General features: G+C 67.4%; 22 protein-coding genes. 16 read left to right on the top strand and 6 right to left on the bottom strand.

From position 1 onward, the window contains the following. Positions 1 to 213 precede the first annotated feature (213 nt). From LRR16_RS12520 to LRR16_RS12505, 4 genes are all read left to right on the top strand, one after another. The gene (locus tag LRR16_RS12520) at positions 214 to 903 is read left to right on the top strand and encodes a glutathione S-transferase family protein (RefSeq protein WP_232206137.1); all 690 of its coding nucleotides are present in this window, start codon (positions 214 to 216) and stop codon (positions 901 to 903) included. Between the two features lie 25 nt (positions 904 to 928). After that, complete coding sequence (locus LRR16_RS12515) at positions 929 to 2,173, top strand: multifunctional CCA addition/repair protein (protein WP_232206136.1); 1,245 nt, start codon at positions 929 to 931, stop codon at positions 2,171 to 2,173. A 252-nt stretch (positions 2,174 to 2,425) separates the two neighbouring features. Then, a complete protein-coding gene (locus tag LRR16_RS12510) occupies positions 2,426 to 4,711 on the top strand; it encodes a hypothetical protein (protein ID WP_232206135.1) in 2,286 nt (761 codons plus the stop codon). Positions 4,712 to 4,730: 19 nt separating this feature from the next. Next, positions 4,731 to 6,851, top strand: coding sequence for a hypothetical protein (locus tag LRR16_RS12505; RefSeq protein WP_232206134.1), 2,121 nt, complete (start codon positions 4,731 to 4,733; stop codon positions 6,849 to 6,851). Here the strand turns inward: LRR16_RS12505 and LRR16_RS12500 are convergent. After that, positions 6,846 to 7,040, bottom strand: coding sequence for a DUF2905 domain-containing protein (locus tag LRR16_RS12500; protein ID WP_006579486.1), 195 nt, complete (start codon positions 7,038 to 7,040; stop codon positions 6,846 to 6,848). The two genes, LRR16_RS12505 and LRR16_RS12500, sit on opposite strands and share 6 nt — an antisense overlap. Before the next feature lie 15 nt (positions 7,041 to 7,055). Beyond that, on the bottom strand, positions 7,056 to 8,252 hold the full coding sequence (locus LRR16_RS12495; protein WP_232206133.1) for a class I SAM-dependent methyltransferase: 1,197 nt from the start codon (positions 8,250 to 8,252) through the stop codon (positions 7,056 to 7,058). A 15-nt stretch (positions 8,253 to 8,267) separates the two neighbouring features. Between LRR16_RS12495 and LRR16_RS12490 the strand changes: the two genes are divergently transcribed. From LRR16_RS12490 to ttcA, 5 genes are all read left to right on the top strand, one after another. After that, positions 8,268 to 9,101: an SDR family oxidoreductase gene (locus tag LRR16_RS12490; RefSeq protein WP_232206132.1), complete on the top strand. Its 834-nt coding sequence runs from the start codon at positions 8,268 to 8,270 to the stop codon at positions 9,099 to 9,101. 88 nt (positions 9,102 to 9,189) lie between these two features. Next, on the top strand, positions 9,190 to 9,585 hold the full coding sequence (locus LRR16_RS12485) for a dihydroneopterin aldolase (protein ID WP_232206129.1): 396 nt from the start codon (positions 9,190 to 9,192) through the stop codon (positions 9,583 to 9,585). 117 nt (positions 9,586 to 9,702) lie between these two features. Then, positions 9,703 to 9,993, top strand: a complete 291-nt coding sequence (locus LRR16_RS12480) for a nucleotidyltransferase family protein (protein ID WP_232206127.1) — start codon at positions 9,703 to 9,705, stop codon at positions 9,991 to 9,993. Beyond that, the gene (locus LRR16_RS12475) at positions 9,990 to 10,376 is read left to right on the top strand and encodes a DUF86 domain-containing protein (protein WP_232206125.1); all 387 of its coding nucleotides are present in this window, start codon (positions 9,990 to 9,992) and stop codon (positions 10,374 to 10,376) included. Before LRR16_RS12480 ends, LRR16_RS12475 begins: the two co-directional genes overlap by 4 nt. Before the next feature lie 124 nt (positions 10,377 to 10,500). Next, positions 10,501 to 11,481, top strand: a complete 981-nt coding sequence (gene ttcA, locus LRR16_RS12470; protein ID WP_006575897.1) for a tRNA 2-thiocytidine(32) synthetase TtcA — start codon at positions 10,501 to 10,503, stop codon at positions 11,479 to 11,481. 93 nt (positions 11,482 to 11,574) lie between these two features. Here ttcA and LRR16_RS12465 read toward each other — a convergent pair whose 3' ends face one another. Then, complete coding sequence (locus tag LRR16_RS12465; RefSeq protein ID WP_006575898.1) at positions 11,575 to 12,471, bottom strand: DUF6279 family lipoprotein; 897 nt, start codon at positions 12,469 to 12,471, stop codon at positions 11,575 to 11,577. Between the two features lie 290 nt (positions 12,472 to 12,761). Here LRR16_RS12465 and glmU point away from each other — a divergent pair, with 290 nt between their 5' ends. Together glmU and glmS are read left to right on the top strand one after the other, a co-directional pair. After that, positions 12,762 to 14,135 carry a bifunctional UDP-N-acetylglucosamine diphosphorylase/glucosamine-1-phosphate N-acetyltransferase GlmU gene (gene glmU / locus LRR16_RS12460; protein WP_232206123.1) on the top strand — a complete coding sequence of 458 codons (1,374 nt, stop codon included), beginning with the start codon at positions 12,762 to 12,764 and terminating at the stop codon, positions 14,133 to 14,135. 126 nt (positions 14,136 to 14,261) lie between these two features. Then, positions 14,262 to 16,100, top strand: coding sequence for a glutamine--fructose-6-phosphate transaminase (isomerizing) (gene glmS / locus LRR16_RS12455; protein ID WP_232206121.1), 1,839 nt, complete (start codon positions 14,262 to 14,264; stop codon positions 16,098 to 16,100). A 523-nt stretch (positions 16,101 to 16,623) separates the two neighbouring features. On the opposite strand, the gene LRR16_RS12450 is transcribed toward glmS, so the two are convergent. From LRR16_RS12450 to LRR16_RS12440, 3 genes are all read right to left on the bottom strand, one after another. Further along, positions 16,624 to 17,286 carry a hypothetical protein gene (locus tag LRR16_RS12450; protein ID WP_232206119.1) on the bottom strand — a complete coding sequence of 221 codons (663 nt, stop codon included), beginning with the start codon at positions 17,284 to 17,286 and terminating at the stop codon, positions 16,624 to 16,626. Positions 17,287 to 17,974: 688 nt separating this feature from the next. Then, complete coding sequence (locus LRR16_RS12445) at positions 17,975 to 19,351, bottom strand: heavy metal sensor histidine kinase (RefSeq protein ID WP_232206117.1); 1,377 nt, start codon at positions 19,349 to 19,351, stop codon at positions 17,975 to 17,977. After that, on the bottom strand, positions 19,351 to 20,037 hold the full coding sequence (locus LRR16_RS12440) for a heavy metal response regulator transcription factor (RefSeq protein ID WP_232206116.1): 687 nt from the start codon (positions 20,035 to 20,037) through the stop codon (positions 19,351 to 19,353). Before LRR16_RS12440 ends, LRR16_RS12445 begins: the two co-directional genes overlap by 1 nt. A 252-nt stretch (positions 20,038 to 20,289) precedes the next feature. Here LRR16_RS12440 and LRR16_RS12435 point away from each other — a divergent pair, with 252 nt between their 5' ends. The 5 genes from LRR16_RS12435 (at position 20,290) to LRR16_RS24415 (ending at position 25,045) form a co-directional block, all read left to right on the top strand. Further along, positions 20,290 to 22,146, top strand: a complete 1,857-nt coding sequence (locus tag LRR16_RS12435) for a copper resistance system multicopper oxidase (protein ID WP_232206114.1) — start codon at positions 20,290 to 20,292, stop codon at positions 22,144 to 22,146. Between the two features lie 47 nt (positions 22,147 to 22,193). Continuing rightward, positions 22,194 to 23,330 (top strand): copper resistance protein B, encoded by a 1,137-nt coding sequence (locus LRR16_RS12430; RefSeq protein ID WP_232206112.1) that lies wholly within the window; start codon positions 22,194 to 22,196, stop codon positions 23,328 to 23,330. 40 nt (positions 23,331 to 23,370) lie between these two features. Then, positions 23,371 to 23,757: a copper homeostasis periplasmic binding protein CopC gene (gene copC / locus LRR16_RS12425; RefSeq protein ID WP_232206109.1), complete on the top strand. Its 387-nt coding sequence runs from the start codon at positions 23,371 to 23,373 to the stop codon at positions 23,755 to 23,757. Positions 23,758 to 23,761: 4 nt separating this feature from the next. Then, positions 23,762 to 24,700 (top strand): copper homeostasis membrane protein CopD, encoded by a 939-nt coding sequence (gene copD / locus LRR16_RS12420; protein WP_232206107.1) that lies wholly within the window; start codon positions 23,762 to 23,764, stop codon positions 24,698 to 24,700. Between the two features lie 213 nt (positions 24,701 to 24,913). Next, on the top strand, positions 24,914 to 25,045 hold the full coding sequence (locus LRR16_RS24415) for a hypothetical protein (RefSeq protein ID WP_255650794.1): 132 nt from the start codon (positions 24,914 to 24,916) through the stop codon (positions 25,043 to 25,045). Positions 25,046 to 25,122 lie beyond the last annotated feature (77 nt).

The following is a 25,122-nucleotide window of genomic DNA, read 5'->3' as shown; positions in this document are numbered from 1 at the left end:
GCGGGAGAGGGCAGCGGACCCGATGCGCTCGTATGTGACCCAGATTGACACTCCTTGCGAGCCCAATTCGTTTGGCCCGGCCCCGAGCCGCTGGCTACAATGTTCGGCCTGAAGCGCAGAGTGGTCAGCCATACCGCTTTCCTGTCTTTCCGGTCTTTCCCGCATGCCACCGATCGCGCTCGCCTCGCTCTCTCCCTCTCCAAGGACTCCCAAATGAAGCTCGTCATCGGCAACAAGAACTATTCCTCCTGGTCGTTGCGTCCCTGGCTGGTGATGGCGCACGCCGGCATTCCATTCGAGGAAGTGCCAGTGCGCCTGTTCACGCCGAGCTTCGCCGAGGAGATCGGCCGCTATGCGCCGGCCAACAAGGTGCCGGCGCTGATCGACGGCGATATCGTGGTCTGGGACTCGCTGGCGGTCGTCGAATACCTGGCCGAGCGATTCCCCGACAAGCAGCTGTGGCCGCAGGACCCGGCCGCGCGGGCCTTCGCGCGCTCGATCTGCGCCGAGATGCACGCCGGCTTCGGCAATCTGCGCAGCCAGCTGCCGATGAACCTGAGCGCGATGCTGCCCGGCATGGGCTGGAACGTCGCGGTGCAGCGCGATATCGACCGCATCGTGCAGCTGTGGCAGCAGGCGCGCGAGCGCTTCGGCAACGGCGGCCCGTTCCTGTTCGGCGCGTTCTCGATCGCCGATGCCTACTTTGCGCCGGTGGTCTGTCGCTTCGCGACCTATGGCATCCACCTGCCCGAGCACGCCAAGGCCTATGCCGATCTGGTGCTGGAACTGCCGGCGCTGCAGCGCTGGATCGCGGCGGCCCGCGAGGAGCGCGATTTCCTCGCGCCGGACGAGCCGTATCGCGCCGCGCCGGACCGCGACGACGCGATCGTGATCCAGCACTGAAGCGTCGGACCGAGGAAGCAGCTCCATGCAGATCTATGCCGTCGGCGGCGCCATCCGCGACCAGTTGCTGGGCACCCCCAGCCAGGACCGCGACTACGTGGTCGTCGGCGCGACGCCGGCGCAGATGGAAGCGGCCGGCTTCAAGCCGGTCGGCAAGGACTTCCCGGTCTTCCTGCATCCGCGCACCCGCGAGGAATACGCGCTGGCGCGCACCGAGCGCAAGACCGCCGCCGGCTACAAGGGCTTCGCCTTCTATTGCTCGCCCGATGTCACGCTGGAGGACGACCTGATCCGGCGCGACCTGACCATCAACGCGATGGCGCAGGCGGTGGACGAGCAGGGCAGCCTGGTCGGCCCCGTGATCGACCCGCACGGCGGCCAGCGCGATCTGGCCGCTCGGGTATTCCGCCACGTGTCGCCGGCCTTCGCCGAGGACCCGGTGCGCATCCTGCGCCTGGCGCGCTTTGCCGCGCGCCTGCCCGAATTCACCGTCGCGCCGGAGACGCTGGCGCTGATGCGGTCGATGGTGGACAGCGGCGAGGTCGACGCGCTGGTGGCCGAGCGCGTCTGGCAGGAGTTGGCGCGCGGGCTGATGGAGGCGCGGCCGTCGCGGATGTTCGAGGTGCTGCGCGAGTGCGGTGCGCTGGCGCGGCTGATGCCGGAGCTGGACAGACTGTGGGGCGTGCCGCAGCGGGCCGAGTATCACCCCGAGGTCGATACCGGCGTCCACGTGATGATGGTGATCGATACCGCTGCCGCGATGCGGGCACCGCTGACGGTGCGCTTCGCGGCGCTGGTCCATGACCTGGGCAAGGGCACCACGCCCGTCGACGTGCTGCCGCGCCATATCGGCCACGAGCAGCGCAGCGTGGCGCTGCTCGAAGCGGTCTGCAAGCGGCTGCGCGTGCCGACCGATTGCCGCGATCTCGCCGTGCTGGTCGCGCGTGAGCACGGCAATATCCATCGTTCCACCGAATTCGGCGCCGCCGCGGTGACGCGGCTGCTCGAGCGCTGCGACGCGCTGCGCAAGCCCGAGCGCTTTGCCGAGGCGCTGCAGGCCTGCGAGGCCGACGCGCGCGGCCGGCTCGGCTTCGAGCAGCGCGACTATCCGCAGCCGGCCCGCCTGCTGGCCGCGCGCGAAGCCGCCGCCAGCGTCGATGCCGGGGCCATCGCGCGGGACTGCGCGGGACAAGTCGAACTGATCCGCGAGCGCGTGCACCAGGCGCGGGTCGCCGCGGTGGCACGCGCGCTGGGGCAGCCGGGCGAGTAGCGCGGCGGGCGACGAGACAAGTCACCGCGGCAAGTCACCGCTGCAAGCCACCGACACAAATCGATAGCGACGGTCAGGAGCGGACAACAGAATGGCGCCTCGCTCGAATGCGGGGCGCCTGCCGGCCTGTCACTGCGTTCGAGCGGCTAGTCGCCGACGCCTGCACCGACGCGCATCGTCTCTTCCTCGCCATGGTGCCGATCCGGCACGGCAGCCCAGCGTCGGCGTTGTCCTGTCCAAAGGTCCAACGCCATGCCCGATCCCATCGCTCCGTATCTCCCCGCCTGTCCGATGCCGCCGGCATCGAACGATTCCACCGCCGCGATCCCGTACGTCCCAATCGAAGCCGAAAACAAGGCCGACACCAACCTCGACACCAACCTCGACACCAACCCCGACACCAACCCCGATACCGATATCGAACCCGACACGGGTTGGCATCGGCTGCCCGCCGAGCTGGTCGTCCATATCGGAGGTTTCCTGCCATGGCAGGCGCTCGACGCGCTGGGTCGAACCCATCACCGGTCGCGCCAGGCGCTCGCCGCTTGCATCGTTCACTCGCGCATCGGCTGGCGCATTGCCTGCGTTTCGAGCCTGTCGCTGCTCGGGCGCACGGTAGGCGAGTTGCGCAGCCCCCAGCTGTCCGGCCTGCAACGCGCTCGGGCGCTTGGCGCGCTCGCGGGCCGCCTGCCGAGCCTGGATGGCGGCATGGTCTGCGCGGCACGAGATGTCCTGCTGGACGAGATTGCGCGGCTGCCGCGCCCGCTGCGGGCAGAGCCGCTTGTCGGCGTGATGCATGGGCTCGCGCGCTGCTCGCCATCGCCGGTGCACAAGGGCGGTGCCTGGCCGCTGCTGATAGCGGCGCATGCCGTGGCGCCCGCGCGGCGCGGCGAGGCGCTGATTGCGTGCCTGCGCATTCCGTCGTTGACGCGAAACGCCATGCCCAACGTCACGCATTGGATCGACGAGGCGCTGTCCCTGCCGGCGCCGGACCGTGGCGCCTTGCTGGCAATGGTCGTGCGGCTTTTCCCGCTCGGCAGTGCGACGCGCACGGACGCGCGCTTGCAGCGGTTCTTGCGCGCCTGCCAGGCGCTGCGGATGCCCAACGGAGAGCCGGCGGCGGGCGAGCAGGCCGTCGTGCTGATTGCGTTGGCCGATGCGCTGGACCAGCATTTGGCGCGGCAGGCCGGGGAAGACGAGGCCGCGCACGTCTTGTGGTGCGACCTGCTGGCCGCGGCGCAGGCGTTGCGGCCCGACTGCGCACTCGACGTGATGGCGGCACTGGCCGGGCCGGGCGCCTTGAGGGGCGGCGCAGGTGGCCCGCTGCGCTGGGCCATGCTGTGGCAGGCGGGCCGGCGTTTCGGCGCGGACCCTGCGCAATACGCCCGCTGGCTGGCGGCGCTGTCCCTGCATCACGGCTCGGTACAGCTCGAGGGAACATGGCAGTGCCTGTTCGATGCGGCCATCACGTTGCCGCCACGCGAAACCGGGCCGGTGGTCGCCATGCTGGCGCACGGCGTCGCGGCCGCCCCCGATGAGGCGGATCGCCATGCCCGCTGGCTCGCGCTGTACCAGATGACCCTCGCAATACCGCTGCCCGAAGCGCGCACCGCCTCGTTGGTGGAACTGGCCGAGGCCTTGCTGACGGAGGATGCGGCGATCCAGGACGAGCGCTGGCGGCTATTGGTCGACGCCATGCCTGCGCTGCCGACAGCCGCGCAGGTCAGGGCGCTGCTTGCCTGCATCGATTTCGGCACCGCCGAACCGTTCTGGGAGCCGTGCCGCCGCATCATCCTGCGTTTGCCGATGGGGCAGCGCGGCGCGGCGCTGTCGCAGCTGGCCGACCGCATCGTCCGGCTGCAGGCGGAAGCGCATCGGGTACAGGCATGGCGGGATATCGCCGATTCCGTGAACGACTTGCCGCCGGAGCACCGGCAGGCGCCGTGGCAGATGCTGTTGCGGCGGATCAATCGGGTGTTCGAGCGCGATCCGGTCGGACACGAACGCGCGCGCGACACGCTCGCCGATCTGCTGGCCGGACAGCCGGCCATCGCGCGGCAGCAATGCCTGCTGAGCGCGACCTGGCGAGCCGATCACAGGCGCTGCGAATGGATCGTGGCGCAGGCACGCGACCTGCCCCCGGCGCTGCAGGCCGAGGTGCTGGCGAGGGTAGCGCGGGCGGCACGGCTTGCCGGCACGGGCCATCGCGTTGAATGGGGCACCGATCAACGCATCGCGGTGTGGGTCGATCTGGTCGGCGCGGTCAAGGAGTTGCCGACCCACTATCGCGGCGCGCCGCTGCAGCAACTGGCGCAACTGCTTGCCAAGTTGCCACCGGACATGCGGCGCACGGCCCGCCGGTATTTCGTCGCGCTGCTGCGCGGCGTACCGCCCGCCGACATGCCGGCCGGCTTCGCCGCGGCCGATCCCTTTGCGGAATCCGCGATGGTACGCCGTGCATTGAAGCGGCCGCGGTACCCGCTCGCCATGCAGGCCGTCGCGCCGAAGCGCGCGCGGATCGACGAGACCTGGCCTTGAACTGTTTCACGGAGCCACCATGCCGCTGCAAATCGATACCCGATGCATGACCAACCCGGCGTTCGTGCCGGCCGGGGAAACCGGGGAGGCAGGGGCGGCCGCACAAGCCGGACATCCCCGCGCCACGTGGCACGATCTGACGACCGATCTGCTGTGGCATATCGCCGGCTATCTCGACGATCGGCCGCTTTGCGCGATCGCGCGCACGGACCACCGCAGCCGCGCGACGCTGGCGTCGGTGGTGCGCCTGGCCCGGATCGGCTGGCGCATTGCGCGCGCGTCGAGCCTGTCGACGCTGCGCGACGCGTTGCGGGAGATCGATGCGGCCGGGGTGCCGGCAACCACGCGTGGCGATCGTCTGGCGGCGCTGGCGCAGCGGCTGCCGATGCTGCATCTCGACATGGGTCCTGAAGCGTGCGATGTCCTGCTCCAGGCCATCGCCGCGCTGCCGCCCGGCGCACGTCAGACGGCGCTGTGCGAATGGCTGCGCGGCTTCGGCTGGGTGCATGGCAGAAGCGAGCGGGCGCGCGATCCATGGCTGCAAGCCCGATTGCTGCGCCTGGTGTTCGAACTGCCCGGCCGGCAGCAGGCCGCGGCATTCCAGGCATTCTTTGACAACATGCCTTGGCTGGCCCCCTCGCTGCTTGCCGAGCTGCCCGCGCGCCTGCTGTGGGCACTCGCCTTGCCTGAGGCGGATCGTGGTCCCCTGGTCGTGGCCATGCTGCAGTCCGTTCGCACGGTCGAACACGCGCGGCAGTTCGATCTGCTCGGCGTGTTGCAGTCGGTGTACGCGCAATTGGTGCGGCCGGATGGGCAGCCGGCGGTTCCTGAGCGCACCGCGTTGCTGTGCGCGGCGGCGGGCGAGGTCGGCGCGGTCCGGCAACTGCCGGATGACGAGGCCAGGACCGTGGAGTTGCGACGGTGGCTGATCGGCACGGCGCAATCGCTGCCCGGCGACAGCTTGTTGCCGGTGCTGATTCGGGTGGCCGCGTGGCCGACGGTGTCCCTGTCGCTCCATGCCGATGGCGACGGGCCGCAACGGCTGTGGGCCATCGGTGTGCGAGCGTGCGGCGATGCACTCGCATTGGGGCGGTGGCTCGCGGCGATGCACCGTCATCCGGTGCAGGACCTGTCGGAGGTGTGGGCCACGGTATGGGCGGACGCGATGACAATGGCGCCACCTCGGCGTGCCGATGCGATCGCGTCCCTCGCGGCGTCACTGACGGTGATGCCAGGCTATCCGCAGCGGGTCAACTCGTGGCTGACGCTGTTTCAGCATACCGTCGAGGCATTGCCGCTGGCGTATCGTGCCGCTCCGTTGCAGGCGCTGGTGACAGCCTTGCCCGAACTGGGCCTGATGATCTGGGACCCGCGGGGCGATATGGTGGTCGATGCCGCGGCTTGCCTTCCTCCGGCGCAGCAGGTGGCGGTGCTGCACGAATGCTGTGCCGATTCCGGCGCGCTGCTCGAGCGCCATTGGGACCGTTATCTCGAACAGATCAGGCAGCTGCCTGCCGCGGCGCTGGCGGTCGAACTGGAGCGGATGGCCTGGCAGCTACGCAGAATGCGTCCCGCCCTGGCGGCATCGGCATGGCCCGAGCTCGTCGCGCTGCTGCACCGCGTACCGGCCGAACAGCGCTTGCGGCCATGGCTGGCGCTTTGGCGGGTGGTCGGCGTTACGTTCGGCCAGGCGAACCGGGCGGCGGCATGCGAGGGCTTGCTGCAGGCACTGACGCGGCAGCCGCCGGCCGCGCAGGAGCAATGGCTGGTGGCCGCCGCGGCGATCGACCATCCGGACGCGGCGTTGCTGCTGCTCGAGCGGGTGGCCGGCCTGCCGGCCGCGCGCCGCGCCAGCGTGCTGACGGTACTGGCGCGCGGCTCCGTGATGATCCGCTCCCGGGCGGAATGCATGGCGATATGGCATGCGCTGCTCGACGCGGTGGGTGGCCTGCCGCCGGCCTACCGCGGCTCGCCGCTGCACGCGCTGGCCGATCTGCGGCGCCGGCTGGCGTGGGGATATGGCGAGCCCTCGTTGGAGCCTCTGCTCGCGTTGTGCGACGGCGTGCCGGCAATGGACCTGCCCGCGGATCTTGTCTCACCGGATCTCCCGCCGGACTTCTCGCCTGACCTCCCGCTATAGCAGCCGGCCAACCACCAGCGCGATCAGCGACAGCAATACCGTCGACGCGAACGGCAGCACCCACTCGCGGCCGAACAGGCGGAAGCGCACGTCGCCCGGCAGGCGGCCCAGCCCGATCTTTTGCAGCCACGGCAGCGCGGACGACAGGATGATCACGGAAAGGAAGATGGTCAGTGTCCAGCGCAGCATGGGGGCCTTCCGTGGCTACAGGGTGTGGCTGCGGTCGCCCGCGGCAAAGCCGATCGGCACGCTGTCGCCCAGACCGCGCGTCAGCGCGATGGCCTTGAACAGCTCGCCCATTTCGGCTTCGGACAGCAGCTTCTGCACCGCGTTGGCGGCCGGCAGGAAGCTGCGCGCATCGTTCGGGTCCAGCGACATCAGCAGTTCCGTGATGCCGGCGTTCATCAGCAGGCGCGCCTGCGAGGCAAAGCCCGCGACCTCGAGCCCGGCGTCGACCGCGGCCTGCGCGATGCCGCTGAAGTTGACGTGGGCAGTGATGTCCTGCAGCCCCGGATAGAGAAACGGATCGGGATGGGCGTGATGGCGGTAGTGGCACATCAGCGTGCCGCCGGTGCGCTGCGGATGGTAGTACTCGCTGGCCGGGAAGCCGTAGTCGATCAGCAGCGCCGCGCCGCGCGTCAGCATCGCGCCGAGCGAGCGGACGAAGCCCTCGCCCTCGGCATGGGTCTCGGTGACGACGTCGTGGTCGCCGGGAATCGCCGCGACGGCGGCGGGCACGTCGGCCGCGCCCAGCGGCCGGTCGGCGAAGCGGAAGGGCGCATCGTTACCATGCTCGCCGCCATCGTTGCGCGCGACCCCGCGCTCATGCCAGACACCGCCCACCCGCGCGTAGAGCCGCACCGGCATCGCATCGAGGACCTCGTTGCCGATCGCTACGCCCTCGAAGCGCGCCGGCAGCGCGTCGAGCCACTGCACGCGGGCGGCCAGATGCGGGGCGCGCGCGGCCAGCGTGGCCTGCTGGCGGGCGCGCAGTTCGCCGGACAGCTCGACGATCCAGTAGCGCGAGGGCAGTTGGCCTTCGTCTTCGAGCGCCAGCAGCAGATCCGCCGCCAGCCGGCCGGTGCCGGCGCCGAATTCCATCACCTCGTCCAGGCCGAGTTGGAGCCATTGGGCCAGCTGGCGCGCCAGCGTGCGGGCGAAGAACGGGGTCAGCTCGGGGGCGGTGATGAAGTCGCTGCCGTCGCGCACGTCGCGGCCGAACTTGGCCGCACCGCCGCTGTAGTACCCGAGCCCGGGCGTGTAGAGCGCCATCGCCATATAGCGGTCGAAGCCCAGCCAGCCTTGCGCGGCGTCGATCGCCTCGCCGATGCGCGTGGCCAATGCCGTGGAGGCGTCGAGCGCGTCCGCGGAGGGAAGGGGTAAACTACCGGTTTTCTGCATCCCGCGATTGTAGCAATGCCAGATTTCACTTCTTCCGGCGCCGCGCCCGCTTCGTCCGCGGCTTCGTCGACGCAGGCGGCCGTGCCCGGCAATGGCCGCGGCATTGCGCTGGTGACCGGCGGCGCCCGCCGCATCGGCCGCGCCATTGCGCTGGAGCTGGCGGCGCGAGGCTGGGATATCGCCGTGCACTGCCATCGCTCGCGCGACGAGGCCGAAGAGGTCGCCGGCCAGATCCGCGCGCTGGGCCGCCGCGCCGCGGTGCTGCAGGCGGACCTCGCCGACGAGGCCGCGACTGGCGGGCTGATCGCCGCCTGCACCGCCGCCATCGGCACGCCGACCTGCCTGGTCAACAACGCCTCGCTGTTCCAGTACGACGTCGCCACCAGCTTCTCCTACGGCTCGCTCGACACGCATATGCGTACCAATGTCGCCGCGCCGCTGCTGCTGTCGCGCGAGTTGCACCGGGCGCTGCCGGACGATGCGCGCGGCGTCGTGATCAATCTGCTGGACCAGAAGCTCGACAACCTGAACCCGGACTTCCTGTCGTACACGCTGTCCAAGGCCGCGCTGCAGACCGCAACGATGCAGCTGGCCCAGGCGCTGGCGCCGCGGCTGCGTGTGGTCGGCGTGGCGCCGGGCATCACGCTGGTGTCCGGCGACCAGTCCGGCGGCGGCTTCAAGCGCGCGCACCGGATGACGCCGCTGGGCCAGTCGTCGACGCCCGACGATATCGCCCAGGCGGTGGCCTATCTCGCCGAGGCGCGCGCGGTCACCGGCACGACGCTATATGTGGACGGCGGCCAGCACCTGATGCCGCTGGCGCGCGACGTGATGTTCCTGACCGAATGACTTCCCCGGAGCCGGCGCCGCCTGTACCATCGGCGGCCTTTGCCGGTTCCCGGCTTTCTCCTCTCTGCCCTTTCTCTCCCACGCCGCCATGTCCGCCGCTCTTTCCCATCCCAGCCTGCAAGACTGCCGCCGCATGTTCCTGCGCAACTACGAAGTGCAGATCAACATCGGCGTGCACGAGTTCGAGAAGAAGGGCGAACAGCGCGTGCTGATCAATATCGACCTGTACGTGCCGCTGGCGGAAAGCACGCCGCACGACGACAAGCTGCACGAGGTCGTCGACTACGACTTCATGCGCAATACCGTTGCCGAACGCATGGCGCTGGGCCATGTCCATCTGCAGGAAACGCTGTGCGACGACGTCGCCCGCGCGATGCTGCGCCACCCCAAGGTGCGCGCGGTGCGCGTATCGACCGAGAAGCCGGACGTGTACCCGGACTGCGATTCGGTCGGCGTCGAGGTGTTTCATATCAAGTCGGAATAGCGCCTGACGACGTGGCCAGATGGCCGGTACCGAAACCAGGGAGGTTGTCCTATTGCTCTCCGGCGTGCTTCCCATATCATTTGCCGAGAAGTCCCACTCTTAGCAGATTGGTGAGCCATGCGACCCTCGAAGGCATTTCAAGCGCATCGCGCTGCGATCCGAAACATCATCGAGCGCCATCACGGCTCCAACCCCCGGGTGTTCGGCAGCGTGCTGCATGGATCCGATACGGCGGCCAGCGATCTCGATATCCTGATCGATCCTACGCCGGAGACAAGCTTGCTCGATATCGGGGCCATGCGGCTCGAGTTGCGCCGCCTGCTGGGCGTTCCGGTAGACGTCGTGACGCCCAACGCCTTGCCGGACCAGTTTCGGGATGAGGTCGTCAATGAAGCGGTCCCCGTATGAGCCGAGACCGTCGCAGGCTGATTGAATATCTCGGCCATATGCTCGACGCGGTCAAGCAGGTGGATTTGTATGTGGCGTGCATGGACGAGTCGGAGTTTCTGCGCAATCGCCTGGTGCAGGACGCCGTCATCCGGAACATCGAAATCGTTGGCGAAGCGTGCCGCAACATTGATCGTCATTACCCGGAATATGTCCGGGCGAATCCGGATGTCCCTTTCGCCGCGGCATACGAAATGCGAAACGTGCTTGCCCACGGCTATTTCAAGGTAGATCTTCAAGCGGTATGGCTGACGGTGAAACGCGATCTCCCCGCGATTGCTGCGCAGATCACTCCGTTGCTCGCGGCGCTTCGCCTGCAAGACGGGAAGGAACCGACCGCCTAGTCCTGTCCGGCAGCGCCAAAGGCGCGCCGCTTCCGGCTGCAGCCCCTTCCCCTGATACCCGCTAGAATGGCGTTCTTTGCCGTAAGGCCGGCCCCCCCACAGTGCCGGCAATAGCCCTCCCGCCATGACCGAAACCACCCATTCCAAGAACTTCTACCGCCTCGAGACCTATCTGCAATCGCAGACGGGCCGCGCGATCGGCGACTTCAAGATGATCGAGGACGGCGATACGGTGCTGGTCTGCCTGTCGGGCGGCAAGGACTCGTACACGATGCTGTCGGTGCTGATGGCGCTGCAGAAGCGGGCACCGATCGACTTCAAGCTGATCGCGATGAACCTCGATCAGAAGCAGCCGGGCTTCCCCGAGGACGTGCTGCCGCGCTACCTCGATGGCATCGGCGTGCAGTACGTGATCGTCGAGGCCGACACCTATTCGATCGTCAAGGAGAAGGTGCCCGAGGGCAAGACCACCTGCTCGCTGTGTTCGCGGCTGCGCCGGGGCGTGATCTACCGGACCGCGAAGGAACTGGGCGCCAACAAGATCGCGCTGGGCCACCACCGCGACGACATCGTCCAGACCTTTTTCCTGAACATGTTCTTCGGCGGCAAGATGAAGGCGATGCCGCCGAAGCTGGCCACCGACGACGGCCAGCACATCGTGATCCGCCCGCTGGCCTATTGCTCGGAGAAGGACATCGCCGCCTATGCGCGCGCGATGGAATTCCCGATCATCCCGTGCAACCTGTGCGGCTCGCAGGAGAACCTGCAGCGCAAGAAGGTCAAGGAGATGCTGCTCGAGTGGGAACGGCAGAACCCGGGCCGCATCGACAACATCTTCTCGGCGCTGAAAAACGTGGTGCCGTCGCATCTTGCCGATACCGAGCTGTTCGACTTCAACGGCCTGGCGACCGGCCTGGCCAAGGTCGACGAGGCCTCGCTGTTCGGCGACTCGACATTCTCGCAGCAGCCGCTGGTGTTCGCCGGCGGCAGCGCCGAGAACCGGATGGAATTCGTCCGCTTCGAGAGGCCGGGGGGGCGGGACACGAAGCCCGAAGGCGCGGCGGCGGGGACCGCCACTGCGGCGGCCGCGTCGGCGGCCGAATAAGGCATCGGCGCCCTGGCGCCGGTTCATTCAGCGCTCCTCCGGCTCTTCTCCCGCCCGCCTTCCGCGCTCTTCGGCTTTTCCTTGCCCGCCGTCTCAGTTCGCGGCGCGCGACGGCGCGATGGCCGGTTGCCGCGGCTCTTCGCGCATCAGCGACCGCGTATCCTCGATCCACTTCTGGAAGCGCTCGACCGCGTGGCGCTTCTGCTCCGGCGTCGTCATGTTGGCGATCCGCGCCGCCACCGTCAGTCCGGCCTCGGTATTGGCCTCGTAGCTGACGCGGCGTTCGCGCGTCGGCGGCGCCTGCCACTGGTCGCCGAAGCGCTGCAGCAGCGCGATCACGCGCGCCTTGGGCGGATGTTCGGCCTGAACCTGCCGAACCAGCGCCAGCCAGGCCTGTTGGCGCTTGACCCGTTCGCCGAAGCGCGACTCGGCGTTGTCGACCACCGGGCGAAGCGCGGCACGGATCGCTTCCTGCTGCTCGCGCGAGAAGCGGCCGTAGATCAGCGTAGCCCACTCCATCACCTTGTCGTAGCGCGCCTCGAGCCGGTCTTCGGGGCTGCCGCGCAGGAATTTCTTGCGGTACTTTTCGTTGCCGTCGGCGAACTTGCGTTCCATCCGCTTGATCTGGTCCGGCGTCAGCGTCAACAGCAGATCGGCGACATCCGGAATCGCATGGTCGAAGGCGACGCGCGCCATGCGCTGCGTGTCGTCGCGCACGCGCTCCAGCTGCGCCTCGGTGACCGGCCCCTGGACCTCGCTCTTGGCGCGCTGCAGCAAGGCGGCGATCTCCGGCAACTGCTCGCGCCGGTGCCAGGCGAAGAAACGGGCGATCGCGTCGCGCGTCTGCGGTTCCTGGTCGTCGGAGACGTCGACATAGTTGTCGATCCACCAGTAGGCGAGGTGGTCGCCCTGCTGGTAGCCGAGCTTCATCGCATTGCAGGCGGTCAGCAACACCAGCATCCCCGCCGCGATCAGTTCGCGCCACCGCACATTGTGAATTTGCGCAACAGCCGTCAAGCGGCGGATACCCCCCATGCTAGAATCGCCGGACGCGCCGACGGCAGCTCGCCGTCGCCCGCCAGGCAAGGTCTGGCAACGGTTTGCGGGCGATGGCGGGGTGCCGGCGACGGCCTCCGCATCCGCCCGTCCAGGACGAAACGCAGCCGATAAACGGCCAGGCGTCTGCCAGTTGCGCCAATGCCCGGCTGTCACGTCGGGGCTGGTCGCGCGTCTTTCCGATCCGGATCTCAATTCGGGCGCACTCACTTAGGAACCTCCTCGTGAACATCGTCATTCTCGCCGCCGGCATGGGCAAACGGATGCATTCCGATTTGCCGAAGGTGCTGCATCCGCTGGCCGGCCGGCCTCTGCTTGCTCATGTGATCGATACCGCGCGTACGCTGTCGCCGACGCGGCTGGTGGTGGTCGTGGGCCATGGCGCCGAGCGGGTCCAGGCCGCGGTCGCCGCCCCCGATGTCGCCTTCGCGCTGCAGGCTCAGCAACTGGGCACCGGCCACGCGGTGATGCAGGCGCTGCCGCTGCTCGATCCGGCCCAGCCGACGCTGGTGCTGTACGGCGACGTGCCGCTGACCCGGGCCGATACGCTGGCCCGTTTGGTGGAAGCCGCCGGCAAGGACCGTTTCGGCATCCTGACGGTCGAGATGGACGATCCGACCGGCTACGGCCGCATCGTTCGGGACGCCGCCGGCAGCATCGCCCGCATCGTCGAGCAGAAGGACGCCAGCGAGGCCGAACGCGCGATCCGCGAAATCAACACCGGCATCGTGGTCTGCCCGACCGCGAAGCTGACCGAGTGGCTGTCCACGCTGCGCAACGATAACGCGCAAGGTGAGTACTACCTCACCGATACCGTCGAGCGCGCCGTCGCCGATGGCGTCGAGGTCGTGTCCGCCCAGCCCGGCGCGCTGTGGGAGACGCTGGGCGTCAACAGCAAGGTGCAACTGGCCGAACTCGAGCGCCTGCATCAGCGCAATCAGGCGATGCGGCTGCTGGAAGCCGGCGTGACCGTGCTCGACCCGGCCCGGATCGATATCCGGGGCGAACTGACATGTGGCCGAGACGTCACGATCGACGTGGGGTGCGTGTTCGAAGGACAAGTTCACCTGGAAGACGGCGTGCAGATCGGTCCTCACTGTGTGATCCGCGATAGCCGCATCGGTTCCGGGGCACGGGTGCTGGCGTTCTGCTATCTGGAGCAGGCGCAGGTCGGCGCCGACGGCCGGATCGGGCCCTATGCCCGTCTGCGCCCAGGCACCGAACTGGGCGAGGACGTCCATATCGGCAACTTCGTCGAGGTCAAGAACAGCCAGATCGCCGCGCACAGCAAGGCCAACCATCTGGCCTACGTCGGCGACGCCACGGTCGGCTCGCGCGTCAACATCGGCGCCGGCACGATCACCTGCAACTACGACGGCGTCAACAAGCACCGCACGGTCATCGAGGACGACGTCTTCATCGGCTCGGACTCGCAGCTGGTCGCGCCGGTCACGGTGCGGCGCGGCGCCACGCTGGGCGCCGGCACCACGCTGACCAAGGAAGCGCCGGCCGACCAGCTGACGCTGTCGCGGGCCAAGCAGATGACCGTCCCCGGCTGGCAGCGGCCGGTCAAGCAGCCCAGGCAGGGCACGAAGTAAGATAGGCGCACCGCGCTGGCCGGCGCGCCAGGCCGGGGGCGGGCGGCATAAGCGCCCAGCCATCCGGGACATCGAACAAAGCATCAACGCAGGCGGTCACGAGCCGCGGCACCCAGGGAGAGCAACATGTGTGGCATCGTCGGCGCGGTCTCGACGCGCAATATCGTTCCGGTTCTGATCGAAGGCCTGCGCCGCCTGGAATACCGCGGCTATGACTCCTGCGGCGTGGCGGTGGTCCGCGAAGACACGCTCGAGCGCGCCCGCACTGTGTCGCGGGTGGCGGACCTGGACGAGCAGACGCGCGGCTCCGGCCTGTCCGGCACGATCGGCGTTGCCCACACGCGCTGGGCCACGCACGGCAAGCCCGACACCATCAACGCGCACCCGCACTTCTCGGGCGAGACCATCGCGCTGGTGCACAACGGCATCATCGAGAACTACGAGCCGCTGCGCGACGAACTGCGCGCCGCTGGCTACGGCTTCGATTCGCAGACCGATACCGAAGTGGTCGCGCATCTGGTGCACCAGGCCTACACCTATCCGAGCAGCGCCACGCGCGGCGACCTGTTCGCCTCAGTGCGCGCGATCACCAAGCGCCTGCACGGCGCCTACGCCATTGCCGTGGTCGCCAAGGACCAGCCGGACGTCGTGGTCGGCGCGCGCGCCGGCTCGCCGCTGGTCGCGGCGCTGGGCGAAGGCGAGGCCTTCCTCGCCTCGGACGCACTGGCCGTCGCCGGTACCGCCAACCGCGTGATCTACCTGGAAGAGGGCGACGTGGTCGAGGTGCGGCGCGACGCGATCACGATCCACGACCTCGACGACGAGCCGGTCGAGCGCGAGGTGCGCGTGGTCGAAGCCCATGCGGCGGCCGTCGATCTGGGCCCGTACCGGCATTTCATGCAGAAGGAAATCTTCGAGCAGCCGCGCGCGCTGGCCGACACGCTCGAAGGCATCGAAAGCATCGAACCGAGCCAGTTCGGCGAACGCGCCGCGCAGGTGTTCGCCAATATCGACAGCGTGCTGATCCTGGCCTGCGGCACTAGCTACTACTCGGGCTGCACCGCCAAGTACTGGCTCGAGGCGATCGCCCGCATCCCGACCCAGGTCGAGGTCGCCAGCGAATACCGCTACCGCGAAACGGTGCCGAACCCACGCCAGCTGGTGGTCGTGATCTCGCAATCGGGCGAGACCGCCGACACGCTGGCCGCGCTGCGCCATGCCAAGGGACTGGGCCACGAGCACACGCTGTGCATCTGCAACGTCGCCAGCAGCGCGATGGTCCGCGAAACCGAGCTGCGTTTCATCACCCGCGCCGGCACCGAGATCGGCGTCGCCTCGACCAAGGCCTTCACCACGCAGCTGGCTGCGCTGTACATGCTGACGCTGGCGCTGGCCAAGCTGCGCGGCACGCTGTCGGAGGAAAGCCAGGGCAGGGCGCTGGCGAACCTGCGCCACCTGCCCGCCGCGCTGCACGGCGTGCTGGCGCTGGAGCCGCAGATCATCGCCTGGTCCGAAGACTTCGCCCGCCGCGAAAACGCACTGTTCCTCGGCCGCGGCCTGCACTACCCGATCGCGCTGGAAGGCGCGCTGAAGCTGAAGGAAATCTCGTATATCCACGCCGAGGCCTATCCGGCCGGCGAGCTCAAGCACGGGCCGCTCGCGCTGGTGACCGAGGCCATGCCGGTGGTCACGGTGGCGCCGAACGACGCGCTGCTGGAGAAGCTGAAGTCGAACATCCAGGAAGTGCGCGCCCGCGGCGGCCGGCTCTACGTGTTCGCCGACGCGGACACGCACATCACGTCGACCGACGGCATCCAGGTGATCCGCCTGCCCGAGCACTACGGCGACCTGTCGCCCATCCTGCATGTCGTGCCGCTGCAATTGCTGGCGTATCACACGGCCTGCGCGCGCGGCACCGACGTCGACAAGCCGCGCAATCTGGCGAAGTCGGTGACGGTGGAGTAAGCGGATCGCCCGCCTAGTCTACGAAAGTGGTGAATTCGGTTAGTTAGTCCGGCGCCGCCAATAGTTAGTCAGGCTTGAAGACGGTAGGCGCCGCCAACTGGCAGCGCGCCCCGTTACTCGACTTTGATGCAGCAGTCATTGCTGCAAAGGCCAAGTTGGGGGCGCGAAGGCGCTAAATTTCAAGAGAGAGGTGGGCACTCTGGTTCCGACAACAGCGATACGTGTCGCTTGGGGTTGAGCCAAGCTCGACCTGGAGATAGCAGAACAGCTCAAATTCCCGGCTTGGTACGCGAGAATGCCAAGCGACATCGAAATGGCTTGGTCAGCAGCTGACGCCCTCGCGAACTCTAGCGCCCGTCGAGTCCAAGATTAAGACGATACATGGCCGGGAAGGCTTGTGCACTAGATTGAGCGCGCTTATTTCGCGTTGTTTTGGTTCAATCGCGGGCAGCCGTGCAATAGATATGAGGCACCTTGAAGATGCGGCGTTTTGCACGGCGTGGGGCTTTATCGATTGGAGTGCTTAACGTGTTACAGCCTGCACCACAATAGCCTCGTTGGCAGCTATGAGAGCTTGCGTCGCGATCAAAACGACTAGCAGCCCTACTAGTGTCGCAATCACTGACCGCCCTCGTGATGCCTGGATATTAGATCGTAGGCCTCGGTACACGTGATAGGCCATCCAAAAATAGCCGAGGAGCACAATAAAGTTGCCCCAGTGATTCGCGTTCGAGGCAAAGCTGGGATCCAGCACGGACTGCACGCGTATCCGGGCCCAAGACAGTGTGAGGAAGGCGGTCGGCAACAGTACCGCTGTCGCGCATAGCGCGTTCGCAAGATGTGTGAGAAACGGTGTTGAGCGCTCCGCCATCTTAGATGGGATTGCGAAGGCGCCCGCCATGACAATCAGATGCACCACATTAAAGAATAGCGAGCCGGCAGCATAAGCTGTGGGGTTTTTGATTTCGTTCACTGATGTGATAACGAAATACTGGAAAAGCGCAAGGACGAGCGCTAACCAAGCCAATAGCGAAGCGGCCTCTTTCAGTCGTTGATCCGGATCGCGGGAGCGCTCCGAATAATAATGGTGCGGCTGGCCAACAAACTGAATGCATGCTGGAGCTATCCGCACAGTGGTATAGATTGCAGCGCGCAGCTGCTGCAGCATCTCTTTGATCTTATCCACGTTATTCATTTTTTCTGACTTGAAGAACTCTGACGCTCGGCTATGCCTACAAGGATACCCGTTTCAAGACCTGGCCCGCAGGCATGGTTCCGCTGCCTCCCGCCGTTTGCCGCGATCGAAAGCCCTCTGCTGACTTGCTTCAACGGCGACAGTGCGCTGCTCCGGGCGTCTAGGAGTCGGTAAAGCAGAATGCCGCGTAGAGCAACAGGTTTATAGCCAGGACCTCTACCATACGTTTGGAAAATCACTCCATTGGCTGGAGCCCGCATGTGTGTAGCAGTGGTTCTGCTACTCTGGGACGCACTTTGCTTGACGTCATAAATCCCTATGGCCCGGCTTTCGTGGTCAACGGCAAGCGGTGACAGAGGCCAGTGACGTGGAGAGGGGCAGCGGTCGATTTGCAAAGGAAGTCCCGTAATTGGTGGCAAGGCAAGCTGCTGGCTGTTAGTACGGCCTAGTCAATCGCCGCGCGAGTGAGGAGTGCAATTTGCTAACCACTGGATGATGATCGCGGGCAGAACTCGGCTGCATCTGAAGTTGTGGCGCTAGGGATCATGAATGCCTTGCAATAACCCACGCACATCAAGGCGGGTCCGCCTTTGCAGTTCGACGCCATCCCTTCTTGGACTAGACGGACCGGAGGAGCGGACCGATCGGCCAACGATTGCCCCCAACGTTTTTCTGCCTTTCAATCTGCCCGCTTCGGAAACCTCAGACCAAAGCGCGTCTTGCCCTGCTGAGACCGCACCGCGATATCCCCGCCATGCGCCAGCATGATGGCCTTGGTGATCGACAGCCCCAACCCCACGCTGTCCGATTCGGGCCTGGTGCGCGATTTATCCCCGCGAGAGAAGCGGTCGAAGATCGAAGGCAGCAGGGCGGGGTCGATCTCGGTGCCATCGTTTTCCACCGCGACCTCGACGTGTTCGCCGGCGTCGGCCACCGCGACGACGATGCGGCCGCCGGGCGGCGTATAGCGCAGCGCGTTGGAAATCAGATTGCTCAGCGCCCGCCGCAGCATCAGCCGGTCGCCCTGGATGCGGCCGTCGCCTTGCAGGTCCAGCCGCACCGCCTTGTCCTCGGCCAGCGCCTCGTAGAAGTCGAACAGCGCGCGCACCTCGTCGGCGATGCGGATCGCCTCGGTATTCGGCAGGTCGAGCCCGTGTTCCATCTTGGCCAGATACAGCATGTCCGACACCATGCGGGCGAGGCGCTGCAGTTCCTCGGCGTTCGACGCCAGGATGTCGCGGTAATTGCCGGCATCGCGCGGCTGCGACAGCGCGACCTGGGTCTGCGTCATCAGATTGGTGATCGGCGTGCGCAGCTCGTGCGCCAGGTCCGAGGAGAACTCGGACAGGCGGCGGAAATCGTCCTGCAGCCGAGCCAGCATCGCGTTCAGGTTGGCCGCCAGATCGGCCATCTCGACCGGCACCGCTTCGACCGGCATCCGTTCGGACAGCTTGCTGCCCGTCACGGTCTGCGCGCGCGAGGCCATGGTGCGCAGCGGCGACAGGCCGCGGCGCGCGGCCCACCAGCCGAGCACGCCGCTGGCCAGCGCGGCAAGCGCGATATAGAACACCAGCGACTGGCGGAATGCGTGAATGAAGTGATCGTGGATCTCGGTGTCCATGCCGACCAGCATGCGCAGCGGTTCGCCCGTGCCGGATTCGCGCAGGGTGCGGACCATGCCGCGATAGAGCTGGCCGTTCTGCCGCCATTCGAGCGCATCGCCGTCCGCACCGGGCCGCATCGCCGCATCCAGCGCCGCACGGAAATCGAAGCCGGGGCTCGCAAACAGCGGCGCGCTTCGATCGCCCTGCACATGGATCAGCAGGCCGCCGTGGTGCTTCTGCGCGTCGGCCAGCCGCGCGGCGATGCCGTCGGATGGGCCCGTCGTCACGATCCGCTCGACCATCCGCAGATTGTCCCCGAGCAGCGCGTAGTCCTGATCGGCAAAGTGCCGGTCCATCGCCGAGAAGATCAGCCACCCGAGACCCAACAGCACGCAGGCGGAGGTCAGCGAGAACAGCGCGGTCAGCCGGGCCGTCAGCGAGAGGCGCGGCATCAGTCGGCGTCCTCCGGATTTTCGAGCACGTAGCCCATGCCGCGCACGGTCTGGATCAGCTTGATGTCGAAGTCGTCGTCGATCTTGGCGCGCAGGCGGCGGATCGCGACGTCGATCACGTTGCTGTCGCTGTCGAAGTTCATGTCCCAGACCTGCGAGGCGATCAGCGAGCGCGGCAGCACCTCGCCGCGCCGGCGCGCCAGCAGCTCCAGCAGCGAGAATTCCTTGTTGGTCAGCACGATGCGCCGCCCGGCACGGGTGGCGCGGCGGCGGGCCAGGTCGAGTACCAGGTCGGCGATCTGGATGCGGTCCATCGCCACCTGCGTGGCGCCGCGGCGCAGCAGCGTGCGGACGCGGGCCAGCAGTTCGGCGAAGGCAAACGGTTTGACCAGATAGTCGTCGGCGCCGAGCTCCAGCCCCTTGACGCGATCGGCGACGCTGTCGCGTGCCGTCAGGAACAGCACCGGCACGCGGTTGCCGGCGGCGCGCAGCGTCTGCACGATGCGCCAGCCGTCGACGTCGGGCAGCATCACGTCGAGCACGATCAGATCGTACGGTTCGGTCATGGCCAGATGCTGGCCGTCCAGGCCGGTGGCGGCCAGGTCCACCACGAACCCCGCCTCGGTCAGGCCCTGCCGCAGGTATTCCCCGGTCTTGGCCTCGTCTTCGACTACCAGCAATTTCATCGGCGCTTTCCTGCTGTCCCGCTTCCCGCTTTCCCGCTTCCCGCTTTCCCGCTTCCCGGTCGCTTCCGCTTTTGCTCCGGCCCGCCATCGGCGTCCGGCGCGACTGTCGCGATAGTGTAGGGCCACGCTCACAACATGACGCCAACCTTACCGGAATGTAATGTCGGGGTAATTGGGCGGTTACTGCCGTGTCCTTATGCTGGCGACGCGATAGATCACGATAGACAACGATAGAAAACGAGGACCGCTTCCATGCCACGCATTGCCCCGACCACCCTGGCCCTGCCGCCCCATCTGTCCCGCCGGCGTTTCGTGCAGGGACTGGTGGCGGGGGGCGTGCTCGGTGCACTGTCCGGCGTGTCCGGCGCAGGCTGGGCCCAGCAAGCGGACCGCCCGCGGCGCGCGGGCAGCGGCAGCGCGCCGGTGCTCTCCGGCACCGAGTTCGACCTGGTCATCGAGGAGGCGGTGGTCAACTTCACCGGCAAGCCGGCCATCGCCCACACGATCAACGGCATGCTGCCGGGGCCGACGCTGCGCTGGCGCAAGGGCGATACGGTGACCATTCGCGTCACCAACCGGCTGCGCGAGCCGACCTCGATCCACTGGCACGGCATCATCCTGCCGTTCGAGATGGACGGCGTGCCCGGCATCAGCTTTCCCGGCATCGCCCCGGGCGAGAGTTTCACCTACCGCTTCAAGGTCGTGCAGAGCGGGAGCTACTGGTACCACTCGCACTCGGGCTTCCAGGAGATGACCGGCGTCTACGGCGGCCTGATCATCGACGGCGACGACGACCCGATCCGGGCGGACCGCGACCATACCGTGCTGCTGTCCGACTGGACCGACGAGGACGGCATGCGCGTGCTGTCCAAGCTGAAGACGCAGAGCGACTACTACAATTACAACCAGCCCACCGTCGTCGACTTCTTCCGCGATATCGCCAACGACGGCGTCAAGGCCGCTGTCGACAAGCGCCGCATGTGGAACCAGATGCGGATGAGCCCGACCGATCTGGCCGACCTGTCCGCGCATACGCTGACCTATCTGACCAACGGCGTGACCCCGGCCGGCAACTGGACCGGCCTGTTCAAGCCGGGCGACAAGGTCCGCCTGCGCTTCATCAATGGCAGCGGCAATTCCTTCTATGACGTGCGCATTCCCGGGCTGAAGCTCAGGGTCGTGCAGGTCGACGGCCAGAACATCGAGCCGGTGACGGTCGACGAATTCCGCTTCGGCCCCGGAGAGACCTGCGATGTCATCGTCGAGCCGCGCGACGAGGCCTACACGATCTTCTCGCAGTCGATGGACCGCACCGGCTACGCGCGCGGCACGCTGGCGACGCGCGAAGGGCTGCAGGCCGCCGTGCCCGCGCTGGACAAGGCCGAATGGCTGACCATGACCGACATGATGGGCGACATGGGGGCGATGGCCCACGGAAGCCATGGCGGCGCTCACGATCACGGTGCCATGCACGGCGCGCACGCGATGCATGGCATGCATGGCACGCAACATGGCGGCATGGCGATGGACCACAGCCAGCATGCGATGGCCGCGATGCCGGTCGACGGTTCGCTGAAGGTTCCCAGCAAGACCGCCCGTCATGCGCGCACCGAATACGGCCCGAGCACCGATATGCGGGTCGACATGGCGCGCACCAATCTGGACGACCCCGGCATCGGCCTGCGCAACAACGGACGCCGCGTGCTGACGCTGGCCGACATGCGCACGGTCGGCGGTCCGATGGACCCGCGCGGCGCGGGCCGCGAGGTCGAGCTGCACCTGACCGGCAATATGGAGCGCTACACCTGGTCGTTCGATGGGCTGGAGTTCGGCAAGTCGACGCCGGTGTATTTCCGCCACGGCGAGCGGCTTCGCGTGATCTTGCACAACGACACGATGATGACCCACCCGATGCATCTGCACGGCATGTGGAGCGAACTGGAGGCGCCGGACGGCTCGTTCCAGGCGCGGCGGCACACGATTCCGGTGCAGCCGGCCCAGCGCATCAGCTTCCTTGTCACGGCCGATGCGCTCGGACGCTGGGCGTGGCATTGCCATCTGATGATGCATATGGACGCCGGCATGTTCCGCGAAGTGCTGGTGGCCTGACGGGCCCGAGCTTTCATCCGAATTCCAAGACGCACGGAGCCCGAGCCATGCCTTCGAAAACACTTGCAGCCTTCCTGCTCGCGTCCGCCGGCGCCAGCGCCGCATTGGCACAGCAGCCGCACCAGCACGATCACGGTGATCATCACCAGCACCAGCACCAGCACCAGCACCAGCACCAGCAGCAGCATCAGCAGCAGCACGGGCGCAACGACCACCACGGGCATCACCATCAACCGGCCGCGGCACAGCCTGCGGCCGGCAAGCCCGCCGAAGCCGCTGCCGCGCCCGCCGACAAGCCGGGCCCGGACCATGGCGCGATGCACCACATGGACCACGGCACTGCGCAATCGATGGACCACGGCGTCCACGGCAACGGACAAGCCATGCCGCCCGCCAGCGCCCCGCAACCGGCGATGGACCACGGCGACATGAAGATGCAGGGCGGCAGCGCTCCGCCCGACGCGCGCGATCCGCACGCCTACTCCGGCGGCCATCGTCTCGGCGTCGGGCAGTACGCGCTCGGTCCCCATCGCCAACTGCATATGGCGGACGAGCACCTGTTCGGCTCGGTGCTGGTGGACCGCCTCGAATGGGCCCGCGGCAGCGACACCGACGCCGCCGCGTACGAGGCACAGGCGTGGTTCGGCAATACCTACGACCGGCTGGTGATCAAGGCCGAGGGCGAGGTCGAACGCGGCAGGGTCCACGAGGCCCGCACCGAACTGCTGTGGGGCCACGCGATCGCGAGCTACTGGGACACCCAGCTCGGTATCCGCAACGACGCCGGCCACGGCCGTCCCGCGCGCAACTGGCTCGCGTTCGGCGTACAGGGGCTGGCGCCCTACTGGTTCGAGGTCGACGCCACCGGCTACCTCGGCACCGAAGGGCGGACGGCGCTGCGGCTGTCCGCCGAGTACGAGTTGCTGATCACGCAGCGCCTGATCCTGCAGCCGCGCATCGAGGCCAATGTCTACGGCAAGAACGACCGCGAGGTCGGCGTCGGCAGCGGCCTGTCCAACGGCGCGGTTGGCGTGCGGCTACGCTATGAGTTCAGCCGCCAGTTCGCGCCGTATATCGGCGTCGAGCGCTACCAGACGTTCGGCAATACGGCGGACATGGTCCGCGCGTCCGGCGGCCGCAGCGGCGAGACGCGCTTTGTCGCCGGCGTGCGCGTGTGGTTCTGAGCCGGGTTTTCGTGATTGCCAGACTTTCTGGAGGGCTGCCATGCGCGCTATCCGCAAGACCATCCAACTGCTGTCGCTCGGTGCGGCCCTGCTGATCGGCCAGACCGCGTTCGCGCATCCGAAGCTGTTGTCCTCGACGCCGGCCGATCACGCGCAGGTGTCGGCGCCGGAGCGGATCGAGCTGCGGTTCTCGGAAGCTCTGGTCAAGCAGTTTTCCGGCGCCAATCTGCTGATGATAGGCATGCCGGGCATGGGCGACCATGGTCCGATGAAGATCGCGGCGACCGTGGCGCCGGGCGACGACCCCAGGACGCTGGTTGTCACGCCCGCAAAGCCGCTGTCGCCGGGCAGCTACCGTCTGGAATGGCGTGCCGTCGCGTCCGACACGCACCCGGTCAGCGGCAGGATCTCGTTCCAGGTGAAGTGAGCCGATGCCGCCGGACTGGCCGACCGTCCTGCTGCGGTTTGCGCTGTACCTGGACCTGATGCTGGTGTTCGGGCTGCCGTTTTTTGTCGTGCACGGGCTGCGCGGAGACGAGCGGCAATCGCGCTTCGCCACATCGGTGCGGTACGCGGCAGTCGGTGGCGCGATCGCGGGCCTGCTTCTGTCCGTCGGCAATTTGCTGCTGATGGCCAAGGCGCTGTCGGGCGTCGCGCAATACGCACTGCTGGACCGGGAAACCGTCGGCATGGTGCTGACCGCGACCGACTTCGGCTTGGCCTGGAGCGTGCGGATGGCGGCGCTGCTCGCCGTGTTGCTTGCCTTTTCCATCCGTCGCCTGCCACACGCGCTTCGTCTCGGCAGTGCAACCGTCGCGGCGGCCGTGGCGCTCGCCACGCTGGCGTGGTCCGGCCACGGCGCCATGGACGAGGGAGTCCGCCGCTACGTGCATCTGGGCGCCGACATCGCGCATCTGCTTGCGGCAGGTACCTGGGTCGGCGCGCTGCTCGCCTTCGTCTGCATGGCCGCCGGTGTGCGCCGCGCCACCACGGCCGAGGTGGCGATGCTCGCTCGCGCCGCCAGCGAGTTTGCACGCGTCGGCACGCTGGTCGTCGCCACGCTGGTGCTGACCGGCGCCATCAACTACTGGCTGATCGTCGGCCCGTCGCTGGCCGGCATCGCCTCCACCGGTTACGGTCAGCTGCTGCTGGCGAAGCTCGCGCTGTTCGGCGCGATGCTGGGGCTTGCCGCGTTCAACCGCTATCGCTTCAGCCCGCGCCTGGCAGCGGCGCTGGCTTCAGGCGAAGCGCGCTCGGCGGCAGCGGCGCTGCGCCGCAGCCTGTGGCTGGAGACCGGCTGCGCCACGGCCATCCTGGCGCTGGTGGCTTGGCTCGGCACGCTGTCGCCGGAGGCGCTGCAAGGGGGGTAGCCGCGGTGGGCCAAGGCTCGTTTGCAGCATTGACAATACCTCGTGCAGATTCTGCGACACCGACTGCCTTAGCGACTGCCTTGCCGAAGCGCATGACGCCTGCGCTGCGGACGATAGGTCTCCTCACGTCGGTATCACGCCCAATCTGTCCGCTGGCACGCTCGATGCATCCATTCGGGTCCGGACGTCATGTCCGCACATCCGGAGACCATCATGACTCAGCAACAGCAAGGCCAAGGCCAAAAGAGCGGCAGCAAGCAGCAGCAACAACAGCAACAAAGCAAGGGCGGCCAGCAGCAGCAAGGCGGCCAACAGCGCGAGCGCAAGCAGCAGCAACAGAAGTAAGGCAGTGCGGGAGTATGCGGCGGCGAATGCCCGGAGGGATTCGCCGCTGTTTTTTTTTGCGTTACAAGAAGACGGCT

The organism is Cupriavidus sp. UGS-1 (assembly GCF_021213615.1).
Lineage (GTDB): Bacteria > Pseudomonadota > Gammaproteobacteria > Burkholderiales > Burkholderiaceae > Cupriavidus.
This window is presented reverse-complemented; position numbering and strand designations above follow the sequence as displayed.

Excerpts from the sequence above, each read along its gene's own strand:
- LRR16_RS12520 (WP_232206137.1), top strand. The coding sequence starts at position 214 with ATGAAGCTCGTCATCGGCAACAAGAACTATTCCTCCTGGTCGTTGCGT.
- LRR16_RS12515 (WP_232206136.1), top strand. The coding sequence starts at position 929 with ATGCAGATCTATGCCGTCGGCGGCGCCATCCGCGACCAGTTGCTGGGC.
- LRR16_RS12510 (WP_232206135.1), top strand. The coding sequence starts at position 2,426 with ATGCCCGATCCCATCGCTCCGTATCTCCCCGCCTGTCCGATGCCGCCG.
- LRR16_RS12505 (WP_232206134.1), top strand. The coding sequence starts at position 4,731 with ATGCCGCTGCAAATCGATACCCGATGCATGACCAACCCGGCGTTCGTG.
- LRR16_RS12500 (WP_006579486.1), bottom strand. The coding sequence starts at position 7,040 with ATGCTGCGCTGGACACTGACCATCTTCCTTTCCGTGATCATCCTGTCG.
- LRR16_RS12495 (WP_232206133.1), bottom strand. The coding sequence starts at position 8,252 with ATGCAGAAAACCGGTAGTTTACCCCTTCCCTCCGCGGACGCGCTCGAC.
- LRR16_RS12490 (WP_232206132.1), top strand. The coding sequence starts at position 8,268 with ATGCCAGATTTCACTTCTTCCGGCGCCGCGCCCGCTTCGTCCGCGGCT.
- LRR16_RS12485 (WP_232206129.1), top strand. The coding sequence starts at position 9,190 with ATGTCCGCCGCTCTTTCCCATCCCAGCCTGCAAGACTGCCGCCGCATG.
- LRR16_RS12480 (WP_232206127.1), top strand. The coding sequence starts at position 9,703 with ATGCGACCCTCGAAGGCATTTCAAGCGCATCGCGCTGCGATCCGAAAC.
- LRR16_RS12475 (WP_232206125.1), top strand. The coding sequence starts at position 9,990 with ATGAGCCGAGACCGTCGCAGGCTGATTGAATATCTCGGCCATATGCTC.
- ttcA (WP_006575897.1), top strand. The coding sequence starts at position 10,501 with ATGACCGAAACCACCCATTCCAAGAACTTCTACCGCCTCGAGACCTAT.
- glmS (WP_232206121.1), top strand. The coding sequence starts at position 14,262 with ATGTGTGGCATCGTCGGCGCGGTCTCGACGCGCAATATCGTTCCGGTT.
- LRR16_RS12445 (WP_232206117.1), bottom strand. The coding sequence starts at position 19,351 with ATGCCGCGCCTCTCGCTGACGGCCCGGCTGACCGCGCTGTTCTCGCTG.
- LRR16_RS12440 (WP_232206116.1), bottom strand. The coding sequence starts at position 20,037 with ATGAAATTGCTGGTAGTCGAAGACGAGGCCAAGACCGGGGAATACCTG.
- LRR16_RS12435 (WP_232206114.1), top strand. The coding sequence starts at position 20,290 with ATGCCACGCATTGCCCCGACCACCCTGGCCCTGCCGCCCCATCTGTCC.
- LRR16_RS12430 (WP_232206112.1), top strand. The coding sequence starts at position 22,194 with ATGCCTTCGAAAACACTTGCAGCCTTCCTGCTCGCGTCCGCCGGCGCC.
- copC (WP_232206109.1), top strand. The coding sequence starts at position 23,371 with ATGCGCGCTATCCGCAAGACCATCCAACTGCTGTCGCTCGGTGCGGCC.
- copD (WP_232206107.1), top strand. The coding sequence starts at position 23,762 with ATGCCGCCGGACTGGCCGACCGTCCTGCTGCGGTTTGCGCTGTACCTG.
- LRR16_RS24415 (WP_255650794.1), top strand. The coding sequence starts at position 24,914 with ATGACTCAGCAACAGCAAGGCCAAGGCCAAAAGAGCGGCAGCAAGCAG.